Source organism: Mycolicibacter senuensis (assembly GCF_002101885.1).
Taxonomy (GTDB): domain Bacteria; phylum Actinomycetota; class Actinomycetes; order Mycobacteriales; family Mycobacteriaceae; genus Mycobacterium; species Mycobacterium senuense.
Window position 1 is genome coordinate 1 of sequence record NZ_LQPS01000048.1, and the last position, 7,859, is coordinate 7,859.

At 71.0% G+C, this 7,859-nt stretch carries 2 protein-coding genes; both read left to right on the forward strand.

Annotated features, from left to right (window positions below; all coding sequences use genetic code 11):
• On the forward strand, positions 1–2,915 hold a 2,915-nt coding region (locus AWC24_RS18670; RefSeq protein WP_133055736.1), incomplete at its 5' end, for a type I polyketide synthase.
• A gap of 19 nt (positions 2,916–2,934) precedes the next feature.
• Positions 2,935–7,722, forward strand: a complete 4,788-nt coding sequence (locus AWC24_RS18675) for a type I polyketide synthase (RefSeq protein ID WP_085087881.1) — start codon at positions 2,935–2,937, stop codon at positions 7,720–7,722.
• Positions 7,723–7,859 lie beyond the last annotated feature (137 nt).

A 7,859-nucleotide genomic window follows, 5' to 3' on the forward strand; every position in this document is an offset into this window, starting at 1 on the left:
AGCCGGCGTTGGTCAGTCAGGCCATCACCGCCGCGGCACGCGATCACGGCACGTTCATCGAGATCAGCCCCCACCCGATCCTGACGCACACCATCGACGAGAACTTGGAGGCGGTTCCGCACTGCACCGTCGCGACGTTGGTGCGTGACGGCGACGACACCGTCGGATTCCACGAGCACCTCAACGCTGCGCACCCGGTCAAACCCCGGGACCTGCCGCACCCGCCCGAGCCGCACCCGGTGCTGCCCACCACGCCGTGGCGCCATACCCACCACTGGCTGGAGATCGAAAGCTCGGTCAGCGCAGCCGAATCCGCGCCGCGGCCCGGTGTGCTGCTGGGCACGCACATCAAGATCGGCAGCACACCGACCGTCCACCTGTGGCAGGCGCGGCTGGCGCCGGAGTCCAAACCGTATCCCGGCAGTCACCGCAACAACGGAGTGGAGCTGGTGCCGGCATCGGTGCTGCTGAAAACACTGGCCGAGGCTGCCGTCGCGGCGAGCGGCCAGCCGGCCGTCAGCGACATCCGCTTCGAGCACCCGATCATCATCGACCGGCCGCGGACCATCCAGGTCGTCGCCGACGCCGAATCGGTCGCCATCTTGTCGAAGCCCGTGCTGTCGAAGGCGGTCACCGACGATGCCGGTGTGCGCTGGGTGAAACACCTCAGCGCCCGCATCGCGCCGCGCGACGAATCCGCCTCCGACGGCACCAAGCTGATGCACAAGAACGGCCACGCCGGAACGCAATTCGATGACGATGCGGTGACCTCACTGTGGCTGACCTGGGGCAGCGAAGGGCGCCCGTTCGACTGGTCGCTCAAGGCCGGCCGATCGACGCCGGCGGAGCTGCGGGCCGACATAGAAGCAGCAGCGGCCGCACAGTCGGGTACCGTGGCCCTGCTCGACGCGGCGTTGCACGTCGCACGGCTGGTGGACGATGCCAACCCGGCCCTGATGGTGCCGTCTTCGGCGCAGAGCATCCGGCTGGGGGAGCCGCCCGCCGACGGCCGCGCCGGGGTCACCGTGCACCGCCGTGCCGGCGAGGACGGCGAACTCATCGTCGACATCGCGGTGACCACGCCCGACGGCGAATGCTGCGTCGACATTCAGTCCCTGCGCTACGCGGCGCTGGACACCGCGGCGCCCACCGGCGACCCCAGCTCGATCGCCCATGCGATCGACTGGCAGCCCTGGGACGGGGTGCCGCAGCCGCCGGACCAGCCCGGCACCCTGGCGGTCCTCGGCGCCGGTGCCGCCGCCGAGGCGCTGCGGGGCGGGCTGCTCGCAGCAGCTCACCGCTGCGCCGGCGTCACCGAGGCCCAGACCATCGTCTACGTCGCTGACTCTCGGCCGGGGGAGACCGACCTGGACTGCGCGTCCCGGCTCGTCGGCGAGGTGTCCGACCTGGTGGCCCGGCTCGCCGAGCGGGAGAACCGCCCGCCGACGCTGTGGATCATCACCCAGGGCGTCCACGAGGCCGGCTCCGATGCCGCGGTGCCCCAGAGCGCGCTGTGGGGCCTGGCCGGGGTGATCCGCGCCGAGCAACCGCAGCTCTGCGGCGGCCTGGTGGATCTGCCCGAAGACCCCGTCGGCATCGCCGGTGGCATCGCGGCGCTGTCGGCGGTGCTGCGCACCCCGGCCAAATCCATCCTGGTGCTGCGCGACGGCCGGTTCCTCGCACCGACGTTCACCCCGATCTCCGGTCCGCCCCAGCGGGAGCCGATGACGTGCCAGCCCGACGGCGCCTACCTGATCACCGGCGGTATGGGTGCGCTGGGCCTGCTGATGGCCGGGTGGCTGGCCGACCGCGGCGCCCGCCGGCTGGTGCTGGCCGGGCGCAGCGCATTGCCGCCCCGCCGCGACTGGGACGGTGCCGACGTCGCGCCCGACCTGCGCCGCCGGATCGCGGCCATCCGGGCGCTGGAGCGCCGCGGTGTCAGCGTCGACGTGGCCGCCCTCGACATCGGCTCCCGGGAGGCGGTGGCCGAACTGCTGGCCCGCCGGGATGCCGCCGGCGCGCCACCGATCCGGGGCATCATCCACGCCGCCGGCATCACCGAGGGGCAGCTGCTGACCGAGGTCGACGACGACCGGCTGCGGGCCACCATGTGGCCGAAGGTCGCTGGCGCCCAGGTGTTGCACGAACTGTTCCCGCCGGCCAGCGTGGACTTCTTCTTCATGACCGCCGCGGCGGGCGCGGTGTTCGGGGTGCCCGGCCAGGGCGCCTACGCGAGCGCGAACGCCTACCTCGACGGGCTGGCCCGCGCCCGCCACCGGCGGGGCTGCCACAGCGTCAGCCTGGATTGGGTGGCCTGGAAGGACCTCGGATTCGGCGCCGAGGCCCACGTCGTGCTGCACGAGTTGGAGCGGATGGGATCCCGGCCGATCTCCCCGGCGGAGGCCTTCGCCGCTTGGGACCACGTGGAGCACTACGACATCGCCCAGGCAGTGATGGTTCCGCTTCCCCGGGAAGGCTCCGTAGCGAAGCCGGGATCATCCGCCGCCGACGCCGGCGCACCGACCCGCGACTGGTCGCAACTGCCCGCCGATGAGATACTCAGCGAGCTGGAAATCGGGTTGCGCAGCATCCTGGCCCGCGAGCTCCGCATGCCGGAGGCCGAGCTGCCGCTGGACCGGCCGTTCGCCGAGCTCGGTCTCAACTCGGTGATGGCCATGGCGGTCCGGCGCGATATCGAACAACTCGTCGGTCTGGAGCTGTCGGCGACGATGCTGTGGAACCACCCGACGACCGCGGCGCTGGCGGCCCACCTGACCGGCAAACTGCTGCCGCAGGAGGACCCCGGCGACGACCCGGCGGCCGCCGACAGCGAGCTGACCGAGTCGGCCGACAGTGTGTTGAATGAGCTGTTCGACAGCGTGGAATCGGCTCCGGCCGGATGGGACGGGATCTAGTGGGAATCGGGTTCCCCGCATGACCGCAGCATTTGACGAAGAAGCCTTGCGCCACTGGCTCGCCGACTATCTGGTCACCAATATCGGCTGCAGCCCCGACGAGATCGACTTCAACGCGTCGCTGAACGATCTGGGGGTCGGATCCCGCGACGCGGTGGTGCTCTGCGGCGAGCTGTCCGAGCTGCTCGGGCGCAAGGTTTCGCCGGTGGAGCTCTGGCAGCACCCCTCGGTCGCCGAACTCGCCAAGTTCCTCATCGAGCCGGAGTCCGCCGACGAGGAGGCCGGGCTCGAGCCCGGCCGGTTCGGCACCGACGAACCCATCGCGGTGATCGGCCTGGGTTGCCGGTTTCCCGGCGACATCAACTCGCCGGATGCGCTGTGGCATTTCCTGATCGACGGCGGCAACGCGGTCACCGAAGTGCCGGCCGATCGGTGGGCGCCGTTCGACGACGGGTCGCCCGAGGTCTCAGGCGCCATCGACCGCACCACCCGCTGGGGCTCGTTCTTGACCGACATCGCGGCTTTCGATGCGGAATTCTTCGAGATCTCCAGCCGGGAAGCCGTGAAGATGGACCCGCAGCAGCGACTGCTGCTGGAGGTGGCGTGGGAAGCGTTGGAACACGCCGGGATTCCGGCCACCTCGTTGCGGCGCTCGCAGACCGGCGTGTACGTCGGAGCCAGCATCACCGAATACGGCTGCCACGCATCGGCCGACTTGACCGGTGTGGACGCCTGGAGCAACGCCGGTGGCGCGCTGAGCATCATCGCCAACCGGCTCTCCTACTTCCTGGACCTGCGCGGTCCGTCGGTGACGGTGGACACCGCGTGCTCGTCGTCGCTGGTTGCCCTGCACCTGGCGTGCCGCAGCCTGCGGACCGGAGAATGTGAGACCGCCATCGCCGGCGGGGTGAACCTGCTGATGTCACCGGCGGTGTTCCGTGGCTTCGACCAGAGCGGCGCGCTGTCGACGACCGGTGCGTGCCATGCGTTCGACGCCGCCGCCGACGGTTTCGTTCGCGGCGAGGGCTGCGGTGTGGTGGTGCTCAAGCGACTGTCCGACGCCCGCCGCGACGGCGACCGGGTGCTGGCGGTGGTCCGCGGATCGGCGATCAACTCCGACGGCCACTCCAACGGCCTGCTGGCGCCCAACCCGGCCGCCCAGATGGCGGTGTTGCGCTCGGCCTACGCCGACGCCGGAATCCCGGCGCAGGAAGTCGACTACGTCGAAACCCACGGCACCGGAACCCTGCTCGGTGACCCGATCGAAGCCCGTGCGCTGGGCACGGTGCTGGGACGCGGACGCCCCGCGGACGCACCGTTGCTGCTCGGCGCCGCCAAGTCGAACCTCGGCCACCTGGAGGCGGCCGCGGGCATGGTCGGCTTCATCAAGTCGGTGCTGGCCGTGCAACGGGGGCAGATCCCTAAGAACCTGCACTTCGACACGCCCAACCCGCACATCTCCTTCGACCAGATGCGCCTGAAGGTCGTCGCCGAACAACAGGACTGGCCGTCCACCGAACACCCGCGACGCGCCGGCATCTCCTCGTTCGGCTTCGGCGGCACCAACGCGCACGTGGTCATCGAGCAGGCACCGCCCGCCAAAATTGCTGTGCGCGAACCGGATCCGGCAGTCACCACGCTGGTGATCTCGGGACGGACCCCGGAACGCATCGCTGCGACCGCCACAGACCTGGCCGCCTGGCTGGAGGCTGACGGCGCCGGGATCGAGCTGCCCGACGTCGCACACACCCTCAACCACCACCGCGCCCGGCAAGCGCAGTTCGCTACCGTATGCGCCCGCGACCGGGCGCAGGCGGTGCGCGGCCTGCAGGCGCTGGCCGCCGGCACCTCCGGTGACGGGTCGGGTAGCGGTGTCGTCGGCCCACACGACGGGCCGTGCGGGCCGGGCACGGTGTTTGTGTATTCCGGTCAGGGCTCGCACTGGGCCGGCATGGGCCGGCAACTGCTCACCGACGAACCGGCGTTCGCCCGGGCGCTGGCCCTGCTGGAACCGGTGTTCGTCGAACACGTCGGGTTCTCGCTGTGGCAGGTGATCTCCGGCGGTGAGGCGATCAACGGTGACGCGCAGGTGCAGCCCGTGCTGATGGGACTCCAACTGGCCCTGACCGAATTGTGGCGCTCCCACGGGGTGCACCCCGACGCCGTCATCGGCCACTCCATGGGTGAGGTGACCGCGGCCGTCGTCGCCGGGGCGCTGAGCCCCGCCGACGGGTTCCGGGTGATCGCGGCGCGTTCCCGGCTGATGTCGCAGCAGGCCGGGCAGGGCGCGGTGGCGCTGCTCAACCTGGACAGTGCGGCCACCGAGGCGCTGCTGGCCGGCTACCCCGACGTCAGCGTGGCCGGTTACCTGTCGCCCAAGCAGACCGTGGTGGCCGGCCCGGTGGCGCCGGTGGACGCGGTGATCGCGGCGGTCAGCGCCGGAAACAAGTTCGCCCGGCGGGTCAACATGGAAGTCGCCTCGCACACCGCGCTGATGGACCCGATCCTGCCCGAACTGCAGGCCGCGCTGGCGGGCCTGACTCCCGAAGTCGCCACCATCCCGTTCTTCTCCACCGTGACCGAGACCGCCATGCCGGCCGGGGGGATGCCCCTGCTGGATGCCGATTACTGGGTCAGCAACGTCCGCCGGCCTGCGCTGCTGGCTCAGGCCATCACCGCCGCGGCCACAGAACACACCACGTTCGTCGAGGTCAGCGCGCACCCGATCCTGACGCATGCCATCGCCGACACGTGTGAGTCGCTCGGCGGTCACCACCACAGCGTCGGAACCCTGGCCCGCAACGCCGACGACGCGATCAGCTTCCACACCAACCTCAACCGCACCCACACCGCCCAGCCGCCGCAGACCCCGCACCCGCCCGAACCGCACCCGGTGCTGCCCGCGACGCCGTGGCAGCACACCCGGCACTGGATCGACACCACCGAGATCCGGCGCAGCACCGGGCCGGCCGGGCCCGGCGCGGCCCCCGCCACCGGCAGCGCCGGCGCGGTACCCGCGGAGTGGTGGTGCGAGCTGAGTTGGCCGGACAGGGCAGCCGACGGCCGCGAGACCGCCGAACCCGCCGTCACCGGCCAGTCCTGGCTGGTGATCGGGGGAGACGAGCTGGGCGCCGAACTCGGTGCGCTGCGACCCGGCGCCGTGACGACGTTGGACGCATCGGTGCTGGCCGCCGGCGCCGACCCGGCCGCCCTCGCGACAGCGTTGACCGGAATCAGTCGTGTCCTGTTCGCACCGTCGACCGCGTCGGGCGACCTCAGTGCTGCACCGGCCTACGACACGTTCAATGCGGCACGACGACTGGCCGCGGCCATCCTGGATCAGGCGGCCCCGGCGAAACTGTTCCTGTTGACCCGCAATGCCCAGCCCGTCGGCGACGGCGACCGCGCCAACCCCGCACATGCCGTGCTGTGGGGGCTGGGCCGCAGTCTGGCCCTGGAACACCCCGAGATCTGGGGCCGGGTCATCGACGTCGACGAGTCGGTTCCGGCCGCGCTGGTCGCCGGGTACCTGCTCACCGAAGCCGGTGCCGCCGACACCGAGGACCAGATCGTCTACCGCGCCGGTGTCCGCCGGGTTCCGAGGCTGCGCAAGGGCCGGCCCAGCGGCGCCGCCGCACCGGTCGAATTCGACCCGGACAGCTGCCATCTGGTGATCGGTGCCACCGGCAACATCGGACCGCAACTGGTTCGGCAGCTGGCGGCCAGCGGCGCCAAGACCATCGTCGCGGTGTCGCGCAACCCGGGGACACGGCTCGACGAGCTGGCTGCTGAGCTGCCGGGGACGGCACTGGTGACGGTGGCCGCCGACGCGGCCGACGAGACCGCGATGAGCGCGTTGTTCGGCCGGTTCGGCGCCGACCTGCCGCCGCTGGCCGGCATCCACGTGGCCGCCTTCGCCGGCGGCCCGGTGACCCTGCGCGACATGACCGACGACGACGTCACCGCCATGTTCCGGCCGAAGCTCGACGTGGTCGCGGTGCTGCACAAGCTGTCGCTGCGGCACCCGGTGCGCCACTTCGTGCTGTTCTCGTCGATCTCCGGAATCACCGGATCGCGCTGGCTGGCGCACTACACGGCGACCACCACCTTCCTGGACACCTTCGCCTACGCGCGCCGCGCGGCCGGGCTGCCGGCCACCGCGATCAACTGGGGGCTGTGGAAGTCGTTGAACGACACCCAATCCGACATCGAACGCCAGGTGACCGTGGAGTCCGGTCTGGAGCCGATGAGCGACGAGGTGGCCATCGGGGCCCTGCCGCTGGTGATCGGCGCCGACAGCGCCGTGCGGCACACCGTGGTGGCGGCGGACTGGCCGCGGCTGGCCACCGCCTACCGCACCCGGGCGGCGCTGCACATCGTCGATGACCTGCTGGCCGTCGCCGAACCCGCCGACGGATCCGCGCCGGTCACCACCGAGTTCCGCCGCGCACTGGCCGATGCCGAACCCGAGCAGCGCCGGGAGTTGCTGCACGACCACGTCACCACGCAGGTCGTCGCCGCCATGGGTCTGACCTCTCGCCACGTCCTGGACCCCACGGCAGGTTTCTTCGCCTCCGGCATGGACTCGCTGATGAGCGTGACCCTGCAGCGATCACTGTCGGACAGCCTCGGCGAAACCCTGCCGGCCGCAGTCGTATTCGACTATCCGACCATCGACGCGCTGACCGGATACCTGGCCATGATCCTGCCGGAGGTGGCCGACGCCGCCGAACAGGACAGCGCCGATGCCTATGACGACATGAGCGATGACGAGCTGCTGGCGCAGCTTTCGGAGAGGTTGAGTTGAGCGAGACAGGTTCCGCATCGGCAGGGAGGGCCGAATCGGCCGGGGGGTCGGATCGTCGTTCGATTGTTGCCGAGGCGCTGCGCAAGATCGATGATCTGACGGCGCGGCTGGCGGTGGCCGAGGCCGGTGACACCGAG